Origin of the sequence: Paludibaculum fermentans, from assembly GCF_051172195.1 — a bacterium.
GTDB lineage: Bacteria > Acidobacteriota > Terriglobia > Bryobacterales > Bryobacteraceae > Paludibaculum > Paludibaculum fermentans_A.
Window position 1 is genome coordinate 1,285,732 of sequence record NZ_JBPJAQ010000001.1, and the last position, 23,431, is coordinate 1,309,162.

6 protein-coding genes are annotated in these 23,431 nt (G+C 65.1%); all 6 read left to right on the top strand.

Going from position 1 to position 23,431, the window contains the following annotated elements; translation table 11 throughout:
* The first annotated feature begins 1 nt into the window (after nt 1).
* The 6 genes from ACR9Y2_RS05280 (at nt 2) to ACR9Y2_RS05305 (ending at nt 23,405) form a co-directional block, all read left to right on the top strand.
* Nucleotides 2-2,296, top strand: a complete 2,295-nt coding sequence (locus ACR9Y2_RS05280; RefSeq protein ID WP_435040011.1) for a GH92 family glycosyl hydrolase — start codon at nt 2-4, stop codon at nt 2,294-2,296.
* An 83-nt stretch (nt 2,297-2,379) separates the two neighbouring features.
* Nucleotides 2,380-6,453 carry a hypothetical protein gene (locus ACR9Y2_RS05285; protein WP_435040012.1) on the top strand — a complete coding sequence of 1,358 codons (4,074 nt, stop codon included), beginning with the start codon at nt 2,380-2,382 and terminating at the stop codon, nt 6,451-6,453.
* A gap of 153 nt (nt 6,454-6,606) precedes the next feature.
* A complete protein-coding gene (locus ACR9Y2_RS05290; protein ID WP_435040013.1) occupies nt 6,607-10,707 on the top strand; it encodes a hypothetical protein in 4,101 nt (1,366 codons plus the stop codon).
* Nucleotides 10,708-10,847: 140 nt separating this feature from the next.
* Entirely contained in the window at nt 10,848-14,975 is a 4,128-nt protein-coding gene (locus ACR9Y2_RS05295) for an RCC1-like domain-containing protein (protein WP_435040014.1), read from the top strand.
* Between the two features lie 78 nt (nt 14,976-15,053).
* A complete protein-coding gene (locus ACR9Y2_RS05300) occupies nt 15,054-19,175 on the top strand; it encodes an RCC1 domain-containing protein (RefSeq protein ID WP_435040015.1) in 4,122 nt (1,373 codons plus the stop codon).
* Between the two features lie 99 nt (nt 19,176-19,274).
* Nucleotides 19,275-23,405 carry an RCC1-like domain-containing protein gene (locus ACR9Y2_RS05305; RefSeq protein WP_435040016.1) on the top strand — a complete coding sequence of 1,377 codons (4,131 nt, stop codon included), beginning with the start codon at nt 19,275-19,277 and terminating at the stop codon, nt 23,403-23,405.
* The last annotated feature ends 26 nt before the right edge of the window (nt 23,406-23,431 follow it).

The following is a 23,431-nucleotide window of genomic DNA, read 5'->3' on the forward strand; positions in this document are numbered from 1 at the left end:
AGTGTTCAGCAAGTGTGTCCGCGCGGCGGCTGCCGCCCTGTTGATCGGAGCCGCGGCGGACTGCCGTGCTCAGGTGACGCCCGCCGATGAGGTGAACCCGCTCATCGACACGCACAAGTCCCGCTGGTTCTTCTTTTCCTCCGCCAGCCGCCCGTTCGGGATGGTGAACCTGAGCCCGGACACCGGGGTCGACGGCGACTGGAATGCCGGTTACCTCTACGGGGAGAAGTACATACGGTGCTTCAGCCACGTGCATGACTGGCAGTTGGCGGCTGTCCCGGTGATGCCCGCGACAGGCGAGATGAAAGGGCCGGCCGGGTACGAGGCCTACAAATCGGCTTTCAGCCACGACCAGGAAGTCGCCAAGGTGGGCTACCACAAGGTCTATCTCGAGGACTACAAGATCACGGCGGAGCTGACGTCGACGAAGCGCGTGGGCCTGCATCGCTACAGCTTCCCGGCCGCGCAAGACGCTTATATCTATATAGATACGGCGGCCAAGCTGGCGATGATGGACGCTCCGCCGGACGCGAAAATCCGTCGTGTGGGGGACAAGGAACTGGCCGGGTACACGGTGCTGGCGCCGACGATCCGGCGCAAGAAGCCCGTCACTGTGTACTTTGTCGTCCAGTTGGACAAGGCGTTTGACGGCTATGGCGACTGGAGCAAGGGCGGAAGCGCCTTTGTTCACTATAAGTTCGCGCAGTCAGGCCGGGTCCAGATGAAGGTGGCGATCTCGTATGTGAGCGAGGAGCAAGCCCGGCTGAACCTGGCGGCGGAGCTGCCGCATTGGGACTTCGAACGGGTGGTGCGGGAGTCAAAACAGGAATGGAATGAGTGGCTTGGCAAGGTTTCGATCGCCGGCGGCACGCCCGCGCAACGCACCAAGTTCTACACGGATCTGTGGCATTCTCTGCTGGGGCGCCGGACGTTCAGCGATGTGAACGGCAAGTACATCGACAACACGGGGGAGAAGCCCGTGGTGCGCCAGGTGGAGTTGGATGCCAAGGGCCAACCGGTGCGCAGTACCTATAATTCCGACGCCTTCTGGGGTTCGCAGTGGACGCTAAATGTCTTGTGGTCTATTGCTTACCCGAAGTTGATGGGCGACATGACGCAGTCGCTGGTTGATTACTATACGAACGGCGGCATGATAGCGAGGGGCCCGAGCGGCGGCAATTACACGTTTGTGATGGTAGGCGACCAGGCGGTGCCGCTGATTGCGGCGGCGTACCAGAAGGGCATCCGTAATTTCGATGTGAAGGCCGCCTACGAGGGGTCGCGCAAGAACGCGTTTCCCGGCGGGATCCGCGATCATGCGGGCTATGAAGCGGGCCCGAAGGCCGAGGGCGGCGGCATGAAGTATTACGTCGAAAGGGGTTACGTGCCCCTGGGCAACTTCGGAACAGGCGGGCACCGCGAGGGTGCGGCGCAGACGTTGGAGTATGCCTATCAGGATTGGACGCTGGCGCGGTTTGCCGAGGCACTGGGCAAGAAGGACGATGCGGCGCTGTTCCAGAAGCGGTCTGGGAACTGGCGAAATCTGTTCGACAAATCGACGGGGTGGATCCGGCCCAAGAATATGGACGGGTCATGGCTGGAGCCGTTTGCGCCGACGTGCCTGGGGTCGAATTGCCGCGGGTTTGTGGAGAGCAACGCGGCGATTTATACCTACTATGTGATGCAGGATATTCCGGGCCTGATCGAGGTGTTGGGCGGGCGGGCAAAGTTCATTGAAAAGCTGCAGGGGCAATTTGAAAAAGCGGCTCCGGCACGGTTTATTACACCGCATGGAAAGCATGGCGAGAACTGGGTGGATTATGAGAATCAGCCGGCCTGCCACATGGCGCACTTGTTCAGTTATGCGGGGGCTCCGTGGCTGACGCAATATTGGGTGCGGCGCGTGAAAGAGGAAGTCTTTGGGAATGCCTCACCAAGCGGCGGATACAACGGGGACGAGGACCAGGGGCAGATGGGGGCACTGGGCGTATTGATGGCGGCGGGCCTGTTCGACGTGCAGGGCGGAGCCGAGGCAGAGCCGCGGTATGAGATCACAAGTCCTTTGTTTGAGCGGGTTACGTTCCAGTTGGACCCTAAGTTCTACGCGGGCAAAACGTTCACGGTGGCGGCGCGGAATGCCAAGCCGGGCAATGTCTATATCCAGTCGACGAAGCTGAATGGCAAGCCGTTGACGGGCCGGTTCTGGGTGACGCACAAGGAAGTCGTGGCGGGGGGTGTGCTGGAAGTGCAGCTAGGTCCAGAGCCGAATAAGAGCTGGGGGATTGTTAGCCGTTGATTTAGCACTGTGGACGTCTGGTAGAATTGACCGTCCTTTTGTTGGAATAATCTCACCTGCCTCGGTGAATTAGGAAGGTCAACATGTCGATGGATTGGGCGGCCGTTCGAATTGCCGTGGGCCTGATTAGTCTCACGGCTCCGGTGTGGAGTGTTGAGCGGGTTTATCTCCTGGAACAGCAGGCGCAGGGTTCCGCGCCGTATTCGTTCCAATCCCTTGGTGAGATTGAAGGGGCGCGGCGTGTGGCTGTCCCGGAATCAGGCGGGCATGTTCTTGTTCTGACTTCGCTGGGCCGGGTTTGGGGCTGGGGTCAGAACCTGCACGGGCAACTGGGGACGGGCGACACCGCTGCTAGGGCCGGATTTGTTGAGGTTCCGCAGCTTTCCGAGATTACTGCGATTGCCGCGGGGGCGCAGCATTCCGTTGCTTTGCAGAGTGACGGCACGGTCTGGGCCTGGGGTGCGAATACGGAAGGGCAGTTGGGCGACGGGTCGCTAGTGAACCGGTTGAGGCCGGGTGTGGTACCGGGGCTGCGGGATGTTTCGATGATCGCGGCGGGCACCTTGTTCACAGTTGCGCTGAAGCGCGATGGATCCGTTTGGGCTTTCGGCTCGAACTGGAATGGGATCGCCGGGACGGATGTCCGGAAGTTGGTGACGGAACCGGTGCGCGTGGAGCGGTTGACCGAAATTCGCGCAGTGGCGGTGCGGCACGGAGTTGGATATGCGTTGGATGGGCAGGGGCGGATTTGGGTGTGGGGGCGTGGGGTGGAGAATGCGGTGGGTGCTCCACGGATGTTGAATGAAACGGAGCGCGGGCGGGTGTCTGGACTGGTGTCAGCAGGGCCACGGTTGTCGGCGGAGTGGTTGGGGATCACCGTGGATGCAGCGAGTGGTGTGCTGCGGATGAGGGAAAGCAGAGCCGCGCGGACATTTGCGATGGAGAGTTCAGCGCTGGATGTGGCGGCGGGTTGGGCGGTGGCTGTGATCAGCGGCCTGGAGGGAGCCTCCAGCGGAGACGCCCTGGAGATGGGTCCCGCGCGGCAAGGCGGCGGACTGGAAGCGGGCCTGATGAGCCTGGCCGCGACGGGAGCGGGGCGAACGGCAACCCCGGTATTCATGCAGGTGACGGCCGGAAGGGACACGTCCGCGGCGATCAGGGCCGATGGCCAGGTTCGAGCGTGGGGCAGCAACGCAAACGGCACGATCGGAGACGGCAGCGGGGTGCGGCGGATGCGGCCAAGTTGTACGGTGCTGAGCGGAGTGTCGGGTCTCTTCCTGAGCAGTTCCCACGCAATCGCGGTCCTGCAGGATTCGACGGTGTGGACTTGGGGGAACGGGGAGTATGGCGTGCTCGGCAATGGCATGGTGCAACATCACTACCGAGCGACGCCGGATATGGTCCTGGGCTTGAGTGGGGTGGTGGCGGTGACCTCCGGCGAGAGGCACGATCTGGCCCTGAAGAGCGACGGAACGGTCTGGGCATGGGGCGCGAACGACTCGGGCCAACTAGGCGATGGCACGACCAACACGAGCGGCCGGCCGGTGCAGGTGAGCGGGTTGAGTGGCATTGTGGCGGTAGCGGCAGGCGTCCGGCACAGCCTTGCGTTGAAGGGAGACGGAACAGTATACGCGTGGGGGGCCAACGACCACGGGCAACTGGGAACGGGCGGCTATGTGGAAGCGCATGCGCCTGTACAGGTGGCGGGGCTGATGGCGACTTCGCTGGCGGCAGGCGATTTCCATAGCCTGGCAGTGAAGGCGGACGGTACGGTGTGGGGCTGGGGGGAGAACGGGATGGGGCAGTTGGGGCCCGGGGCGGCACAGCCGCAGTTGAGTCCGCTGCAGATGGTGAACTTCACGAATGTGCGCCAGGTGGCCGGAGGAGAGACCCTGACGGCGGTGGTGAGGGCAGACGGCTCCCTGTGGGCGTGGGGGTCGAATTGGGACTACGACACGAACACGGGGGTTTACTCGAGTACTCCGGTGAGCCTGCCAGTTCCAGAGCTGGTGGAGAGCGTCGCATTGGGGCGGAAGCATATTGTTGTTCTGCTGAAGAGCGGGCTGGTCAGCGGCTGGGGCTCGAATGCGAAGGGCCAGTTGGGGCGGAGCGACCTGGCCACTACCGATCAATTCGTTGCGCCGGATGCAGAAGCGCAGTGCAGCGCCACGGCTCCAAATCCTTTGAATCTGGGGCAGCGGCTGAGCGCCGGGCTGGAACAGACGATAATGGTGCGGGACGACGGAACAGTCTGGACCGTGGGTGATACATTCGGGTCGATTGCGACCAAGAACGTGACGCCGATCCAGGTACCCGGGGTGCCGGAGACGGTAGGGGTCTCGGCCCGGCGATTTCTGAATGCGGCGGTGGGGCGGGATGGACTGGTGCGGACGTGGCTGTTGTGGGGCGGCTTGAACCTTCCGGCCGGCGTGACGATGCAAACCTACAATCCGATGATTGCGCCCGGCCTGAGCAACGCAACGAAGATCGCCACGGGGAATACCCATACGCTGGCGATCCGGGCGGACGGCACGGTGTGGGCCTGGGGCTCCAACCCATCTGGCGAGCTGGGCAACGGTGCGCTGAATATCGACGCTCCACCGGCGCAGGTGGCAGGCCTAGATCATGTCATCGATGTAGCGGCAGGGGGTTGGTTCAGCCTGGCATTGAAGAGCGACGGCACAGTGTGGGCCTGGGGCGAGAACGGGACCGGCCAACTGGGGGACGGCACTTACACGAGCAGGTGGACTCCGGCGCAAGTCAGGGGATTGAGTAATGTACTGGCGATCAGCGCGGGGGACGACTTCGGAGCGGCCCTGAAGCGGGATGGGACCGTTTGGACGTGGGGCAACAACCGGTTCCAGCAGTTGGGACAGGGTGTCGAGAACTATGTGGGAGCTGCTTTGGGGATGGAGTCCTACCCCATTCTGGGCATCGTCAGGGTGGCGGATCTGACGGACGTTGTGGCGATTTCGGGTGGGGGCGGCCACCTACTGACACTCCGCTCGGACGGTACGGTGTGGGGTTGGGGCCGCAACGAGAGTGGTCAAGTGGGCGATGGGACTCTGGTGAATGCGGCCAGGCCTATGCAGGTGCCGGGTCTGTACGGTGTGGCGGCGATTGCCGCGGGCTTCTCGCACAGCATGGCCTGGAAGCGCGACGGAAGGCTCATCGGATGGGGCTGGAATGGATACGGGCAACTGGCGTATCCGGTTGTCGCGAGCACTCAAACCCCTGTGCAGAGCGGGTTTGCCCCACAGCCGCCGGTAGTATCGTCACCGACAGACGTCACCCCGGCCAGCGGCAGCGGCGCAGGTGGGATATTTCAACTGAGTTTCCGGGCGGCGGCGGGGTACACAAGCCTGCAATGGGTGCAGATGCTGTTCGGGGCGGCTCCGGATGGGGGCGGTTTGCCTTACTGTTTCCTGCATTACGATGTGCAGGGCAAAGGGCTATGGCTGTATGGCGATGGCGGGTTCTTCGAGGGGCCGGTGGCCGCTGGGACCGCTTCGAACCGGATGCAGAATTCGTTCTGTGCGCTGGACACGCAGGCTACTAGCGTCGCCGGGAGCGGAGTGAACCTGACGGTGCATGCACGGGTGTTGTTCAAGCAGGCGGCTACGCGGAAGATGTACCTGCGAAGCCAGGATGTGAATGGCCTGGATTCAGGGTGGATTGCGGAGGGGTCGTGGGATTCGACGGCGGTGCTGCTGCCGGCTGCCAGCGTGAGTCCAAACCTCGGGAGTGGCGGGACGCAGGCATTTGCCGCGAGTTATTCCGAGGCGTCGGGACTGCCGGCCGGTGCCGGCGGGTGGGTGCAGTTGCTGGTGGCGGCGGCGACCGATGGGGGAGGGCAGCCGTTCTGCTATCTGCACTATGACCGGGCGGGGGATGGGCTTTGGATGTACTCGGGGGATGTGGGGTTCTTCCTGGGTCCGGTGAAGCCTGGCGTGAGTTCGACGGTGCTGGATAGCTCAGCTTGCTCGATCAATACGGCTGGCACTACCGTGCAGAACAATGCGGGGCAGTTGGTGATTTCGGCACCATTTACTTTGAAAGCTCCGATGGCGGGGAGCAAGAAGATCTTCCAACGGTCGATGGATGCGCTGCGGCGGGATACGGGCTGGGTGCAGACGGGGACGTGGACGATTCCTTAGAGGAAGCAGCTAGCACTGGTGGTGGAAATGGGGGCGGCCTGACGGGGCCGCCTTCTGGTTTTTACGGGGGTGCGGCGCAACGGCGGCGGGCGATTGGTTTTCAGGTGATAGGATTGGTTTGTCTTTATTTGGATTTTTTAAACGGTGCGAATTGTGAAGATCTTTCTACCTGTATTTCGTGGGATGGCCGGGCGGCTGATGTTGAGCGCCCTGACGGGCTGGCTGAGCCTGGCGGCTCCGATTTGGGGCGCCGAGCGGGTTTATCTTCTGGAGAGGCAGGCGCAGGGTTCCGCGCTGTATTCGTTCCGATCCATTGGCGAAATTGAAGGCGCGCGGCGGGCGGCTGTGCCGGAAACAGGCGGGCATGTTCTTGTTCTGACTTCGCTGGGCCGGGTTTGGGGCTGGGGTCAGAACCTGCATGGGCAACTGGGGACTGGTGATCGCGCTGCGAAGGCCGGATTTATTGAGGTTTCTGGGCTTTCCGGGATCACTGCGATCGATGCCGGAGCGCAGCATTCCGTGGCCTTGCAGGGTGACGGGACCGTTTGGACGTGGGGCGCGAATACGGAAGGGCAGTTGGGCGACGGGTCGCTGGTGAACCGGGCGCGTCCGGGTGTGGTGCCGGGGCTGCGGGATGTTTCGATGATCGCGGCGGGTGCCCTGTTTACGGTTGCGCTGAAGAGCGACGGGTCGGTCTGGGCCTTCGGCTCGAACTGGAATGGGATCGCTCCGGGCGATGCCAGAAAGATGGTGACGGAGCCGGTGGTCGTTGAAGGATTGAACGGTGTTCGCGCCGTGGCGGTGCGTCGCGGCATCGGGTATGCCTTCGATGGGCAGGGTCGGATTTGGGTTTGGGGGCGTGGAGTGGAGAATGCGGCGGGTGCTCCACGGATGTTGAGTGAGACGGAGCGTGGGCTGGCCTTAGGGCTCATGTCGACTGGGCCGCGGATGTCGGCGGAGTGGTTGGGGACGGGTATTGATGCAGCGGAGGGTGTTCTGCGGATGAGAGAAAGCAGAGCCTCGCGGACGTTCGCGATGGAGGGTACGGCGCTGGATGTGGCGGCGGGTTGGGCGGTAGCGTTGATCACCGGGTCACCGGAAACGGCGCGGGCGAGGGAGTCTGGAGTTGCGGCGGCTGCGGCGATACGGCCGGCGATGGCGGTGGCTGGCGTTGCTTTGGCGGTCGAGGGGCAGAGGAAGGGAGTGAATGCGGCGGCGGCGGTCCAGGTATCGGCGGCCGGACACAGCACGATGGTGTTGCGGCCGGACGGCACGGTGTTGGGTTGGGGCGACAACGATTCGGGGCAGTTGGGCAGCGGCACTCTGATCGGGCGCTTTACGTCGCAGTGCACGGAATTCCGCGGGATGCGCAGCATTGCGGCCGGACGAACGCATTCGCTGGCGATCGCGCAGGACGGCACGGTCTGGAGTTCCGGCCAGGGCTCGAATGGCGCGCTGGGTGACGGGGATGTGTCGACGCGTTACCAACTGGTGCCGAAGCAGGTGCCCGGGCTGAGCGGGGTGACCGCGGCGGCCGCCGGAGCGCACTTCAGCCTGGCGCTGAAGAGCGACGGGACGGTGTGGGCGTGGGGGGCGAACAATCTCGGCCAGTTGGGGGATGGGACGAACACCGACCGGGGTGTCCCGCAGCAGGTGCCGGGCCTGGCGGGGATCACCTCGATCGCGGCCGGGAATGGTCATGCCCTGGCCCGCAGGAGTGATGGCGCCGTGTTCGCGTGGGGCTTGAATGGCCAGGGTCAGCTTGGCGATGGTGGGACTACGAATCGGAATACGCCGGGGCAGATGGCGTCGTTTACGTCGGAGTCAGTGGCCGCCGGCGAGTATCACAGCCTGGCGATCCGCAGCGACCGGACGCTGTGGGGGTGGGGCTACAACGCCACCAGTGCGATCAAAGAAGGCGCGGGGACGACGATCCTGAGCCCGGTGCAGGCGCCTGGGATCTCCGATGTGGTGTTTGCGGCGGGCAGCTATGAAATGACCGGCGTCCAGAAGGCCGATGGGTCGGTCTGGTTCTGGGGTGGGAGCTTTACCTTGCCGTATGGCGGCGGACAGAAACTGGGACCCACGCCGACGACCCTGAATGCTCCGGCGGGCGTGAGCGGTTTCGCGTTGGGTTGGGGCCATATCGTCCTGCTGCTGCAGGACGGAACGGTGATGGCCTGGGGATCGAATGAGGGTGGGCAGTTGGGTCCGCAGTCGATTGGGAGTTCGGCCCAGTTTGTGGAGTCGAAGCTGGAGTCGCCTTGCGCGTACGAAGCGCCGAAGCCGCTCGACACGGATGGGCGGCTGGCGGCGGGATCGGGGTTCAGTGTCGTGCGGCAGGAGGACGGCACGGTGTCGACCTCGGGCAAGAACGACTATGGCCAACTCGGCGACGGGACCACGAACGCGACCGGAATGCGCGGCCCCGTGCAAGTGCCGGGCCTGACGGGGATCACCAAGGTTTCGGCAGGATTTGGGCATACCCTCGCTTTGGCCAGCGACGGGCGCGTGTTCGGATGGGGGCTGAATTCGCAGAGCCAGTTGGCCTCGGATCTCAACCATCTGGTGGAGCCGAGTCCCATCGTGATCCGGGGGCTCTCTGACGTCGTCGATGTCGCGGCGGGCAACGCGCACAGTCTCGCGGTCCGGCGGGATGGGACAGTCTGGGCTTGGGGCAGCAATGGTCAGGGGGAGTCCGGCTCATGGTCGCCAGGGCGCATCTTCTCGCCGCTGCAGGTGGAGGGATTGCAGGATGTTGTCGCGGTGTCGGCGGGCGTCCAGTTCAGTGTGGCGCTGAAGCGCGACGGGACGGTCTGGGCCTGGGGCTCGGATAGTACCGGACAAGTGGGTCAGAACCCAGGGGGTTCCAGCTACACCCCGAAGCCGGTGGCGGGTTTGTCGGACGTGATCGCCATCTCCTCAGGCGCCACCTTCTCGAGTGCGTTGAAGCGCGACGGGACGGTGTGGTCGTGGGGCGACGGGCAGGATGGACAACTGGGCATCGGCGTCAGGACCCAGGCGGTGCGCGGGATTGCGCGTGTGGCGGGGCTGACCAATGTCGTGGCGGTGAAGGCCGGCGCGATTTATGGCCTGGCGATGAAGGCGGATGGGACGGTGTGGTCGTGGGGCTGGAATTCGCGCGGGGAGTTGGGGAACGGCACCGGCATTGAGTCGCTGCGTCCGGCGCAGGTGCCTGGTTTCCAGGGGGCGGCCTCGATTGGGGCCGGAGGGCAGAGCCTGGCCTGGAAGCGGGATGGCCGTATCTGGGCTTGGGGGGCCAATGACTATGGGCAGCTCGGGGTGACGAATGTGGCCGGGAGCGTCTCTCCGATCCTGACGGGTTTTCAGCAGGGATATTTGCTGCCGGTGACTCCGGTGAGCGCGACGGCGGTGCCGCCCAATGTGTCCGCCCGGGACTTCGAGTTTCAGTTCCACTCGGCGGCGGGCCTGCCGGCCTTGCAATGGGCGCAGATGCTGTTCGCGGCGGCTCCGGATGGGGGTGGGCAGCCCTTCTGCTACCTGCACTATGACGTGCCCGGGCAGGGGTTGTGGCTATATGGAGATGAAGGCTTCTTCCTGGGACCGGTCGCGCCCGGTTCGGCGGCAGAGCTGTTGCAGAACTCGTTCTGTGCGTTGAATCCGCAGGCGACGAGCGTCACCGCGAGCGGTTCGAACGTGACGATTCAGGCGCAATTGCTGTTCAAGGCCGTCGGATCCCAGAAGATCCTGCTGCGTAGCCATGGGGCAAACGATGAGGATTCAGGGTGGATCGAGTCCGGGACATGGAACTCGACGGCCGCGGCGGCGACCACGATGAGCGTGAATCCATCCTCCGGCAGCGGAGCCGGTGGGACGTTCCAGGCTGGTTTCTTCAATGCGGTCCTGCCGCCGGTGCTGACTGGCACCTGGGTTCAGTTGCTGGTGGCGGCGGCTCCGGATGGGGGCGGGCATCCGTTCTGTTATCTACATTACGACCGGGCGGGGGATGGGCTTTGGATGTACTCGGGGGATGTGGGGTTTTTCCTGGGTCCGGTGAAGCCTGGCGTGAGTTCGACGGTGCTGGATAGCTCAGCTTGCTCGATCAATACGGCTGGCACTACCGTGCAGAACAATGCAGGACAGTTGGTGATTTCGGCTCCTTTCACTTTGAAGAGTCCGATGGCGGGCAGCAAGAAGATTTTCCAACGGTCGATGGATGCTCTGCGGCGGGATACGGGCTGGGTGCAGACGGGGACCTGGACGATTCCTTAGAGGAAGCAGCTAGCACTGGTGGTGGAAATGAGGGCGGCCTGACCGGGCCGCCTTTTGGTTTTATCGGGGTGCGGCTCAACGGCGGCGGGCGATTGGTTTTCAGGTGATAGGATTGGTTTGTCTTTATTTGGATTTTTTATATGGTTCGAATTGTGAAGATCTTTCTATCTGTATTTCGTGCGATGGCCGGGCGGCTGATGTTGAGCGCCCTGACGGGCTGGTTGAGTCTGATGGCTCCCATTTGGGGCGCCGAGCGGGTTTATCTTCTGGAGCGGCAGGCGCAGGGTTCCGCTCCGTATGCGTTCCGATCCCTTGGTGAGATTGAAGGGGCGCGGCGGGCAGCTGTGCCGGAAACAGGCGGGCATGTTCTTGTTCTGACTTCGCTGGGCCGGGTTTGGGGCTGGGGGCAGAACCTGCATGGGCAACTGGGGACGGGCGACACCGCTGCTAGGGCCGGATTTGTTGAGGTTCCGCGGCTTTCCGAGGTCACCGCCATCGCTGCCGGAGCGCAGCATTCCGTGGCGTTGAAGAGCGACGGGACGGTCTGGGCGTGGGGTGCAAATACGGAAGGACAGTTGGGCGACGGGTCGCTGGTGAACCGGACGCGGCCGGGTATGGTGCCGGGGCTGCGGGATGTTTCGATGATCGCGGCGGGCACGTTGTTTACGGTTGCTCTGAAGGGCGATGGGTCGGTTTGGGCTTTCGGATCGAACTGGAATGGGATTGCTGGGACGGATGCGCGGAAGCTGGTGACGGAACCGGTGCGGATAGAGGGATTGCGCGGGATCCGGGCGGTGGGTGTGCGGCTGGGTTTTGGGTATGCGCTGGATGAGGCAGGGCGGATCTGGATTTGGGGTCGCGGAGTGGAGAATGCGGGGGGCGCGCCGCGAATCCTGAGGGACGAGGAGCGGGCGTCGAAGGCGGTGGTACTCAGCGGATTGTTGGCCGGGGCGCAAGGCGGCGGACGGCTGGCTGCTGAATGGAATACGGCTGCCGGATCGGGCAAAGTCGAGGCGGCGGGCGGTGCGCTGCGGGTTTCGAGTGGGGGTGGAGAGAGGGCTTTCGCGATGGAGGCGGTGGCGCTGGACGTTACGGCCGGTTGGGCGGTGGCGGTGATTGCGGGCGAGGGCCCTGGCGGGACGGTGGCGGTTTCAGGAGGCGAAGCCGGGGGCGGCGCGGAGGTATTGACGCGCGAGGGTGAAAGGTCTGGGAATGGACGGAGGGCGGCGGGACCGGCGATCGTCCAGGTAATTATTGGCGAGAAAAACACGTTTGCGTTGCGGCAGGATGGAACGGTTCGCGCGTGGGGCGACAACCGGCGCGGGTATTTGGGCGACGGCACGGGGCTTGATCGGCACAACCCGGTGTGCACGGTGCTGAGCGGCGTTCAGGCGGTGTCGAGTGCGTGGGGCCACAGCCTGGCGCTGAGGCAGGATGGCACTGTCTGGAGCTGGGGCGAATCGATTTACGGTGAGTTGGGCGATGGGATCACGACCAGGCATGTCACGGCGGTGCCGCGGCTGGTGAAGGTACTGAGCGGGGTGACGGCGATCAGCGCGGTGGGCAACCACAGCCTGGCGCTGCGCAGCGATGGAACGGTGTGGGCCTGGGGCCTGAACGCGGCCGGACAATTGGGCGACGGGACGACCAACGACCGGAGCATTCCGGTGCAGGTGCCGGGATTGGCCGGCATCACGTCGATCGCCGCGGGCTATGCGCACAGCATGGCGCGCCGCAGCGATGGGGTGGTGTTCACATGGGGCAGCAACGCATCCGGGGTGCTGGGGGACGGGACCCGGGTGAGCCGCCTGACGCCTGGCGCCGTCGCCGGCTTCCGCGCAGCCACGGTGGCGGCCGCGCTTTACCAGAGCTTCGCGATTCGAAGCGACGGGACCCTGTGGGGCTGGGGCAGTGCGGGCGGATTTGTGCCGGTGATTGTGGGGCAGGGCGAGGCGATCACCATTCCGACGCAGCTGACGAACTTCACGGATGTGGCGGCCATTTCCAGTTATGGGTGGATGAACCTGATCCTGAGAGCAAACGGGTCAGTGTGGTATTTCGGCAACAGCCTGAGCGAGCGGTATGCCGGGGGGCTGGGCAACGGCACGTTGAGCCAGTTGCCGCTGCCCATGGGGGCCGTGGGGGTGGCGGCGGGCCAGGAGCATCTGGCCGTATTGCTGAGCGACGGGACGGTGAGGCTGCTGGGGGTGAACGATTCCGGCCAGTTGGGACGGCCGGAGCTGACGAGCAGCGCCACGCTGATTGCGCCGGCTCAGGAGATTGGGTGCACGTATGCGGCGCCGAGACGGCCGCTGGTGCAGCGGCGGGTTTCGACCGGAACCAGCCACATTGCCGTGGCGGAGGAGGACGGGACGGTGTGGGCCGCCGGGCGGAATGACAATTTCCAAGTGGGCAACGGGAGCTGGGGCGTGGGCCAGGCGAACATTACGCAAGTGACGGGACTGACGGGCATCGCGGCGACGGCGGCCTGCGGGTCGCACACGCTGGCATTAGGCCGTGACGGACGGGTGTGGAGCTGGGGGGCGAACTCCAGCGGCGAATTGGGGGATGGCACGAGATTGGGGCGTTCGAGTCCGGTGCTGGTGAGCGGATTGAGTTCGGTGACGCAGATCGCATGCGGTGGTTTTCACAGCCTGGCGTTGAAGAGCGACGGCACTGTGTGGGGCTGGGGTGGAAACGGCTCAGGCGCGGTGGGGGATGGAAGCCGCGTGGCGCGCCTCGTGCCGACGCAAGCGGCTGGGCTGCAGAACGTGATCGAAATAGCGGGCGGCGGGACAGGCAGCCTGGCGTTGAAGGCCGATGGAACCGTGTGGGCGTGGGGTATGACCTTGTGGGAGATCGTTCCGATAGACCATCCGACGCCAGTGCGGGTGGAGGAGTTGAGCGAGGTGGTGTCGATCGCCATGGGAGTCACCTTTGGAATGGCGTTGAAACACGACGGCACGGTGTGGACTTGGGGCGACAACAGCGCGAACACGCTGGGCAACGGGTTGGAATCGGCCATGGTGGCGGGCCTGGCGCGGGTCTCGGACCTGACCAATGTGGTGGCCATCTCCGGGGGCAGCAACCATGCCATGGCGCTGGAGGCGGATGGGACGGTGTGGACCTGGGGGGCCAACGACATTGGGCAGTTGGGCGTCGAGGTGCCGCAAGGACAGGCGCAGCCGGTGCTGCCGGTGAAGGTGCCCCAATTGTACGGAGTGGCCTCGGTGCACGCGGGCGAACGCTACAGTGCGGCCTGGAAGCGCGATGGCAGCCTGTGGGTGTGGGGCTCAAACGAATACGGGCAGTTTGGGCTGACGACTTATGGAAGCAGCCCGACGCCGATTGCGAGCGGGTTTCAGCCGGGGTATCCGCTGGCGGTTGCTCCGCTGGGCGCGGCGGCGATTGCCGGGGATAGCGCGGTGCAGAGTTTTGATTTCCGGTTCCGGGCGGCGGCGGTCTTTTCCAGCCTGCAGTGGGTGCAGATGCTGTTTGCGGCGGCGGCGGACGGGGGCGGGTTGCCCTACTGTTTCCTGCATTACGACGCGCAGGGCAAGGGGTTGTGGCTGTATGGCGATGGCGGGTTCTTCGTGGGGCCGGTGGCGGCGGGTACGCCCTCCAACGTGCTGCAGAACACCTACTGCGCCGTGAACACGCAAGCCACCAGCATCACCGGGAGCGGGGCGAACCTGACCGCGCATGCGCAGGTGCTGTTCAAGCAGGCGGCGGCCCGGAAGATCTACCTGCGGAGCCAGGATATCTATGGCGTGGATTCGGGGTGGATCGAGCAGGGGCGCTGGGATTCGACGGCAGTTTCGATGGCCGTACCCAGTGTCAGCCCGAAGGCGGGGAGCGGGGCAACGCAAACGTTCACAGCGTCCTACCAGGAGGCGTCGGGATTGCCGGCGAGTACGGGGGGATGGGTGCAATTCCTGATTGGGGCGGCGTCCGATGGCGGCGGACAGCCGTTCTGCTACCTGCACTACGACCGGGCCGGAAATGGACTGTGGATGTACTCGGGGGACGTGGGGTTCTTCCTGGGTCCGGTGAAGCCGGGGGTGAGCTCGACGGCGCTGGACAGTTCGGCGTGCTCGATCAACACGAGTGGGACCACGGTGCAGAACAGCGCGGGGCTATTAGTGATTGCGGCTCCGGTGGCGCTGAAGGCTCCGATGGCGGGGAGCAAGAAGATCTTCCAACGGTCGATGGATGCATTGCAGCGCGATACGGGCTGGGTGCAGACGGGCGGATGGACAGTGCCGTAGCCGCAGGGCAGGCGGCCCGGTGGTTTGGCGGCGGGTTGGATTGAGATTTGGTGAAAGAGATTGAGTCAGGAAGCATACATGTCGTCAATTCGAAGGACAGTTGGCCGCGCGGCCCTGCGGATGGGCTTGGCCGCGTTCTGGGTGGCAGCCGCGGCGCAGGGTACGGAACGGGTGTATCTCGTGGAGCAACCGGCGCCAGCGGGAGCGCCGTATTCCTTCCGGTCCCTGGGCGAGGTGGCTGGGGCGCGGCGGGCCGCTGTGCCGGAGACGGGCGGGCATGTGCTGGTGCTGACGGCGGAGGGCCGGGTTTGGGGGTGGGGCCAGAATCTGTATGGGCAACTGGGGCCGGGCGACAGCGCTGTATGGGCGCGCTTTGCCGAGGTTGCCGGGGTTACGGAAGTCACGGCGCTGGCCGCGGGCGCACAGCACTCGGTGGCGTTGAGGAGCGATGGGACGGTGTGGGCGTGGGGCGCGAATACGGAAGGCCAGTTAGGAGATGGGTCGCTGGTGAACCGGGCTCGGCCGGGGGTGGTGCCGGGCTTGCGCGAGGTCTCGATGGTCGCGGCTGGTGCTTTGTTTACCGTGGCGTTGAAGGCCGATGGGACGGTGTGGGCTTTTGGTTCGAATTGGAGTGGAATTGCCGGGACGGAGGGGCGGAAGCTGGTGACGGAGCCGGTGCGCGTGGAGGGGTTGAGCGATGTGCGAGGTGTGGCGGTGCGGGTGGGGCTGGGGTACGCGTTGGATGGGGCGGGCCGGATTTGGGTTTGGGGGCGAGACGGGGCAAGCGGCGCAGGTTCACCGCGATTGCTGAGTGAGGCCGAGCGGACGGCGGAACTGGCGGAGATGCTGAATCCGGCGAGGGGTGGGCCGCGCCTGGATGCGGAGTGGACGGGAACGGCGGGCCGTGGCCGCCGGGCCGAGGCGGCGGGACCTGTGCTGCGGATCGCCGATGGCCGGGGACTGCAAGAGTTCCCAATGGAAGGGACGGGTATCGATGTAGCGACGGGCTGGGCGGTTGTGGTGATCAGTGGGAAAGAGGCGGCCTCCGGTGGAGATGGCTTGCCGACTGGTTCCGCGCGGCATGGCAGCGGTCTGGAGCCAGGGCTGACCAACCCGGCAGCGGCGAGCATGGGTGTGGGCCGGGCGGCTTCGACGGTGTTCACGCAGGTCTCGGCAAGCGGGTATACGACGCTGGCGGTGCGGGGAGACGGGGCGGTGCGGGCGTGGGGCAGCAATACGCAAGGGCAAATCGGCGATGGCAGCGGGGTGCGGCGGATGCGGCCGAGTTGCACGCTGCTGAGTGGAGTGGTGGGGCTCTCGACAAGCTATTACCACAGCATTGCGGTGCTGCAGGACTCGACGGTTTGGACGTGGGGTAGCGGGGAGCTCGGCGTGCTGGGCAACGACCTGTTGAAACAGCACTATCGAGCGACACCAGACGTGGTGCCAGGGTTGAGCGGGGTGGTGGCGGTGGCGGCAGGGGAGAGACACAACCTGGCGCTGAAGAGCGATGGATCGGTCTGGGCGTGGGGCGCGAACGATTCCGGGCAGTTAGGCGACGGCACAACCAACACGACGGGAAGGCCGGTGCAGGTGAGCGGGCTGACCGGCATTGTGGCGATCGCGGCGGGTGTCCGGCATAGCCTGGCGCTGAAGGGCGATGGCTCAGTGTATGCCTGGGGGGCCAACGACTACGGACAACTGGGCACGGGCGGCTATGTGGAACAGCATGCGGCGGTGCTGGTGCCCGGGCTGAAGGCCGCTTCGCTGGCGGCCGGCAGCTTCCATAGCCTGGCAGTGAAGGCAGACGGTACGGTGTGGGGTTGGGGGTATAACAGCGTGGGGCAGTTGGGACCCGGGGCGGCGGAGACGCAGTTGAGTCCGGTGCGGATGACGGGTTATACGGATGTGCGCCAAGTGGCCGGCGGACCGACGCTGACGGCGGTGGTGAGGACGGACGGGTCGTTGTGGGCCTGGGGCTCGAATTGGGACTACGACACGAGTAAGGGGATCTACTCGATTACGCCGGTGGGCTTGCCGGTTCCGGAACCGGTAGAGAGCGTAGCGCTGGGTCAGAAGCACATTGTGATTCTGCTGAAGAGCGGGTCCGTGCGCGGTTGGGGTTCGAACGCGAATGGCCAGTTGGGGCGCAGCGATCTGGCCACCACGGCGCAATTCGTGGCCCCGGACGCGGAGGCGCCGTGCAGCACCACCGCGCCGGAGCCCTGGAGTATGGGACAGCGGTTGACCGCGGGGCAAGGGATGACCGTGATGCTGCGGGAAGACGGGACGGTGTGGACCGTGGGCGATGTCTTCGGATCGATTGCGACGAAGAATGTGACGCCGATCCAGGTGCCGGGTCTGCCGGATACGGTTGGGATTTCGTCCCGGCTGTGGATGAATGCGGCACTGGGACGGGATGGGCTGGTGCGTACTTGGCAGATGTGGGGCGCCAGATCCATTCCGGTCGGCGTGACTTCACAAACCTACAACCCGGCAACGGTCCCCGGGGTGATGGATGCAACGAAGATTGCGACAGGGAACAGCCACACGCTGGCGGTCAAGACGGACGGAACGGTTTGGGCGTGGGGCTACAACCAGTCCGGCGAGGTGGGCAGCGGAGTCTTGTCAACCGATATTCCGCCGGGGCAGGTGGCGGGCATCGATCATGTGCTGGATATCGCGGCCGGAGGAAGGTTCAGCCTGGCGTTGAAGAGCGACGGCACGGTGTGGGCATGGGGCGCGAACGAGGAAGGCCAACTGGGGGACGGCACCTATACGGACAGGTGGACGCCGGTGCAAGTGCGGGGCCTGAGCAACATCCTGGCGATCAGCGCCGGAGATAATTTTGGTGTGGCGCTGAAGCGGGACGGGACGGTTTGGACCTGGGGCGGCAACAGGGTTCAGCAGTTGGGACAGGGCGTGGAGAACTACCTGGGGGCGGGGTTCGCGATGGAATCGTTCCCGATTCTGGGGATCGTGCGGGTGGTGGACCTGACGGATGTCGTGGCCATTTCGGGCGGCGGCGGGCATGTGCTGGCGATCCGCGCGGACGGCACTGTCTGGAGTTGGGGCCAGAACAATTTCGGGCAGGTGGGCAATGGGGGCCTGACGACGGTGGCCAGGCCGGTGCAGGTGCCAGGGTTGTATGGAGTGGTTGCGGTGGCGGCGGGGTTCGCGCACAGCATGGCGTGGAAACGGGACGGGCGGCTGATTGGGTGGGGTTGGAACGGATTCGGGCAGCTGGCGTATCCGGCTGTCAGCAGCACGCAAACGCTGGTGCAGAGTGGATTTGCTCCGCAGGCGCCGGTGGCTTCGTCGCCGACGGACGTCACACCGGCCAGCGGCAGCGGAGCCAGCGGGGCCTTCCAGTTGAGTTTCCGGGCCTCGGGCGGGTATGCGAGCTTGCAGTGGGTGCAATTGCTGTTCGGGACGGCGGCGGACGGCGGCGGACAGCCCTATTGTTTCCTGCATTATGATGTGCGGGGCAAAGGACTCTGGCTGTACGGCGACGGTGGGTTCTTCGAGGGACCGGTCGCCCCGGGGACGGCTACGAATGCACTGCAGAATGTCTATTGCGGGGTGAACCCGAAGGTTACGACGATCACCGGGAGCGGAGCGATCCTGACGATCCAGACGCAGGTGATTTTCAAGCAGGCGGGCAGCCGGAAGATCTACCTAAGGAGCCGGGATCTCTACGAGGTGGATTCGGGGTGGATTCAACAAGGGACCTGGGATTCGGCGGCAGCTCCGCTGGCCACGGCGAGTGTCAACCCGAGCACAGGGAGCGGTGCCGCACCCACCTTCGCCGCCAGCTTTGTCGAGCAGTCGGCACTGCCGGCGAACTCAGGCGGGTGGGTCCAATTGCTGGTGGGGGCCGCGGCGGATGGGGGCGGGCAGCCGTTCTGCTATTTGCACTATGACCGGGCGGGGGATGGGCTTTGGATGTACTCGAGCGATGCCGGGTTCTTTGCGGGACCGGTGAAGCCGGGGGTGAGTTCGACGGTGTTGGATAGTTCGGCCTGCACGATCAATACGGGGGGAACGACGGTACAGAGCAGCACGAACCAGTTGGTGCTGACGGCTCCGTTGACGTTGAAGGGCCCGATGGCTGGGAGTAAGAAGATTTTCCAGCGGTCGATGGATGCGCTGCGGCGGGATACGGGTTGGGTCCAGACGGGCACCTGGATCGTTCCGTAGGTGTGGCTGGCGCGCAGGCAGTCATTTGAGCGGATGGTAAGATCGGTTGTGCTCAGCACACTTACGGCCCTGCCGTCCTGAGAATCGGAGACTGCTATCTTGTTTAGACCCAATCAGAGCGGCCGAGCCGCCGCATGCGTGCGTCATTTTCCCTGGCTTGCCGCCGCGGTGTTGACGTGTGTCGCGGCGCCGGCCGGGGGCACGACTCGCGTATATCTGCTGGAGCAGGCGGCCGGAACAAGCCCATCCTCTTATGCCGTGCGCGCCATTGGCGAGCTGGCAGGAGCACGCAAAGTGGCAGTGCCCGAAACCGGCGGGCATGTATTGGCGCTTACACAACAAGGCCTGGTTTACGGCTGGGGCCGGAACAGCTTTGGACAGTTGGGGAGCGGCGATTTAAACACGCGTTCCGAATGGACAGCGGCCGCCGGGGTCTCTGACATCACGGCCATTGCGGCTGGGGCGCAGCACTCGCTGGCCTTGAAGAGTGACGGGACAGTTTGGGCCTGGGGCGCGAACACGGAAGGGCAACTGGGGGATGGAACGCTCGTCGGCCGGGCCCGGCCCGGTATGGTGCGGGGCCTGACTGATGTCTCGATGATCGCGGCGGGCGCGCTGTTCAGCGTGGCCCTGAAGGCAGACGGGACGGTCTGGGTGTTCGGGTCGAACTGGAGCGGCGTGGCCGGCGCCGAGGCGCGGAAGTTGGTGACCGAGCCGGTGCGTGTGGACGGGTTGGGCGATATCCAGGCAATCGATGTGCGGCAGGGCAGCGGGTATGCCCTCGATGGAGAGGGACGGGTGTGGGTATGGGGCGCCGCGTCTCGCACAGACGGGATCAGACTGCTGAGTGGGACAGAGCGAGGGTCCGCCCTGCGGCGGGTGCAGGCGGCGCGGGTGCCGGCGGCGAGGACGGTGCTGGACTGGCCCGGCGCGGCGGCGGCCGGACGGAGGATTGAGATTGCGGGGGCGACGCTGACGCTGACCGGCGATGGGGCGCGGCGTGAGTTTGGACTGGAAGGCGTGGTGATCGATGCGGCGGCGGGCTGGGCGGTGGCGGTGCTGGTGGAAGCTCCGGTGGCGGTTGAAGCAGGTGGGGTTGGAGTGGAAACCGGCGGTGCGGTGAGCGAGAGCGGCGGCGGCGACTCAAACACCGTGCAGGCGGCGGGGGTCCAGCAGCCAGTCCGGACGGCGAACTCGAGTACGGTGCAGGTGAGCGCTGGCGGCAGCAATTCGTTCGCGGTGCGAGCTGACGGCACGGTTCGCGTGTGGGGCTTCAACACGGCGGGGCTGCTGGGCGACGGCACGGGCGTGCAGCAATCGGAGCCGGTGTGCAACCTGCTGGGTGGAGTGAAGGCGGTATCGATATCGGCGTCACACGGCCTGGCGATCCGGCAGGATTCGTCAGTGTGGAGTTGGGGCGTGGGCGCGTTCGGGATCCTGGGGGATGGAGTGACTACTTCGCATGTCGTGGTGGCACCCCGGCAGGTCCCTAATTTCCCTGGCGTAGTGGCTGTATCCGCCGGCTATTTCCACAGCCTGGCGTTGCGCAATGACGGTACGGTCTGGGCCTGGGGATCGAATACTTCCGGCCAATTGGGGAACGGCACGACGAACGACAGCGGGGTGCCCGTTCAGGTGGCGGGGCTGTCTGGGATCACGTCGATAGCGGCCGGGCGGTCTCACAGCCTGGCGCGCAGGAACGACGGAGCTGTGTTTGTGTGGGGCGACAACACCTTCGGACAGTTGGGCGACGGCACGCAGACCGACCGGTGGACGCCCGTGAGGCTGGCCTCGTTCACGGCGGCGTCGGTGTCGGCCAATGACTGGCACTCGCTGGCGATCAAGAGCGACGGGACACTGTGGGGCTGGGGCGATGCAACCAGCCTGGGGCTGGCGGGACCGGGCGCTGTGCAGTATGTAATGTCGCCGGTGAGAATGACCACATTCACCAATGTGACGCAGGTTTCCAATCAGACGGGCCTGACGGTGATACTTCGAGCCGATGGCACGGTCTGGTATCTGGGCAGCGGGTTGACCGCGCGGTATGGGGGGAATCTGATTTCCGGGACGGCGACACACTTCGTGCTGCCGAAGCCGGCGATTGGAGTGGCGGCGGGCCAGGACCATGTATTGGTGCTGTTGAACGATGGCACCGTGCAAGTGATGGGCGACAACTCGAATGGCGAGTTGGGACGGCCGGACCTCAACAGCAGTGATTTGTTCGTGGCAATCGCGCCTGATGCCGCGTGCACGTTTCCAGCCCAAACGCCGCTGGCGACCGGGCAGAGGATCGCGAATGGACGGGGGCAGACCCTGATTGTGAGGGAAGACGGCACGATCTGGGGGTCGGGTGCGAACGATGCGGGGCAGTTGGGCCTGGGCCTGGTTGGTTCGCCTTTGACGAGCCCCAAACAGGTGAACGGGTTGTCCGGGATGGTCGCCGTGTCGACGCGCAACAAGCATGTGCTGGCGCTGGGCAGTGACGGGACAGTGCGCAGCTGGGGTAACAACACCGCCGGGCAACTGGGCGATGGCACGCTGACGAGCCGGTCGAATCCCGTAGTGGTCTCGGGCTTGGATTCGGTGGTGAGGATCGCGGCTGGCGGAAACCACAGCCTGGCTTTGCGGCAGGACGGCACGGTTTGGGCCTGGGGCAGCAATTCGGTGGGTGAACTGGGGAACGGGGTGCCGATTCCGCGGCTGTTCCCGACGCAGGTGGGGGGGATCCAGAACGCGGTGGATATCGCGGCCGGAGACCGGTTCAGCCTCGCGGTGCTGGCAGACGGCACGGTTTGGATCTGGGGCTTCGGGTTGGGTCAGCTGGGCTCGCCGCAATTCCAGACTCCGGTGCAGGTGGCCGAGTTGACGAACGTGGCGGCAGTCGCGGCCGGGGCGGAGTTTGCGCTGGCGTTAAAGAACGACGGGACGGTTTGGGCCTGGGGTTCTGGCGGCCTGAGGCGTTTGGGCAGCGGTCCGGGGACGGACCCGGTGATTGGGGTGGCGCGTGTGGCGGGCCTGACCGGGGTGGCCGGGATCGGCGCCGGAGTCGGGCATGGACTGGCGATTGGAGCGGACGGAACAGTGTGGGCGTGGGGCTCCAATACGAAGGGCGAGCTGGGTACGGGCGTGCCGCCCGGTCCGGCGGACTCTCCTGTGCCGGCGCAGGTTCAGCATCTGTTAGGAACAGCCGATGTGGGCGGCGGTGACGGGTACAGCATGGCTTGGGGCCGGGACGGGAGCCTGCTGGCGTGGGGTTCGAACCAGTCGGGGTCGTTCGGCCTGGTGGGCCTGGGTAGCAGCCTGATTCCGATTCTGAGTGGCTTCCAGCCGGGCCTGCCACTGGCCACGACACCGCTTGGTTTTTCGCCGCAGGGCGGGACTCCGTCGGCGCAGAGCTTTCAAGCGGACTTTGCGGCGCCCGGCGGGGCTGCCTCCCTACAGTGGACACAGTTGCTGTTCGCCACGGAACCGGACGGGGGCGGGCAGCCGTTCTGCCTGTTCCACTATGACGTGCAGGGGGACGGATTCTGGATGTACGGCGATGGCGGGTTCTTCGTGGGTCCGGTGAACCCTGGTTCCTCGTCGAATCTGCTGCAGAACTCACTGTGCGCACTGAATACGGCCACGTCGTCCGTGCAGGGGAGCGCAACGGGTTTGAGCTGGCAGAGCGACGTCATCTTCAAGCAGACAGGGAACCTCAAGTTGTTCGCGCGGACGCAGGATCTGCCGGGCGTCGATTCCGGCTGGATCCAGGAAGGGACGTGGAGTTTCACGCCTGCGCCGGCGGCGACGTTTAGTGTGCTGCCGAACGCCGGGTCGGGTGCGAATCCCATTTTCGTCCTTACGAATGCCGACAATTCCGGACTGCCCGCGACCAGCGGGGGTTGGGTGCAGATGTTGGTGGCCGCAGCGCCGGATGGGGGCGGGCAGCCGTTCTGCTATCTGCACTATGACCGGGCGGGCAACGGGCTGTGGATGTACTCGAGCGATGCCGGGTTCTTCCTGGGGCCGGTGAAGCCGGGCGTGAGCTCAACGGCGCTGCAGAGTTCGGCGTGTTCGTTGAATACGGGCGCGACGACGGCGATCAGCCTGGCGGGGCAGTTGGTGATCACGGCTCCGGTTTCATTGAAGGCTCCGCTGAAGGGGAGCAGGAAGATCTACCAGCGGTCGATGGACGCATTGCGGCGCGACTCGGGCTGGGTGCAGACGGGGACCTGGGTGGTGCCGTAGAGACCGAGGAATGAGGGCGGGGGAGG

Bases quoted from the DNA above. Each gene is read 5' to 3' on its own strand.
- ACR9Y2_RS05295 (WP_435040014.1), top strand. From the start codon at position 10,848: ATGGTTCGAATTGTGAAGATCTTTCTATCTGTATTTCGTGCGATGGCC.
- ACR9Y2_RS05300 (WP_435040015.1), top strand. From the start codon at position 15,054: ATGTCGTCAATTCGAAGGACAGTTGGCCGCGCGGCCCTGCGGATGGGC.
- ACR9Y2_RS05285 (WP_435040012.1), top strand. From the start codon at position 2,380: ATGTCGATGGATTGGGCGGCCGTTCGAATTGCCGTGGGCCTGATTAGT.